This is a genomic window from Bartonella sp. AA89HNZF (assembly GCF_042196905.1).
Lineage (GTDB): Bacteria > Pseudomonadota > Alphaproteobacteria > Rhizobiales > Rhizobiaceae > Bartonella.
Map to the genome: position 1 here is coordinate 1 of NZ_JBHIRD010000151.1, position 508 is coordinate 508.

Below are 508 nucleotides of genomic sequence, written 5' to 3' on the forward strand. Positions count from 1 at the left end.
AGTAAGAGCACATTGGATAAATGGTCACTAACAGCTTATGGCAGCGTGCAGCATGACAATGGTTTCTATATGGATACGCTTTTATCCTATGGAATTCTAAAAGGAGATATCGGCAATGCTATCATTGGCAAAACCGCAAAATTGCAAAATGCCAAAATGTTGAGTATCTCCACCACCGTTGGCAAAGAGTTTGCAACCGGAATGGAGAGTTTAACATTTGAGCCACAAGCACAAATTGCCTATCAACATTTGATGTTTAATACCATTGAAGATGCTGATAATTTTACCGTTGATATGAACAATCCTTCTCAATGGTTGATCCGTGTTGGTGGACGTTTGACAAAAACCATTTCCACTGAAAGCAACCGTCCAATGTCTTTCTATGGAAAAGTAAACTTGATCAAAACCTTTGGTGATAATGGTACCATCCAGATTGGCAGAGATTTTGACCTTGATCCTATGGGACCTGCAATTGAAGGCGGCGTTGGCATCAATGCGCAACTGTCTC

Annotated in this window: 1 protein-coding gene; it reads left to right on the top strand. The window is 40.7% G+C overall.

The window, feature by feature from the left end:
- Positions 1-508, top strand: a 508-nt coding sequence (locus tag ACFIN0_RS10225) for an autotransporter domain-containing protein (RefSeq protein WP_375702505.1), incomplete at both ends; no start/stop codon positions are given.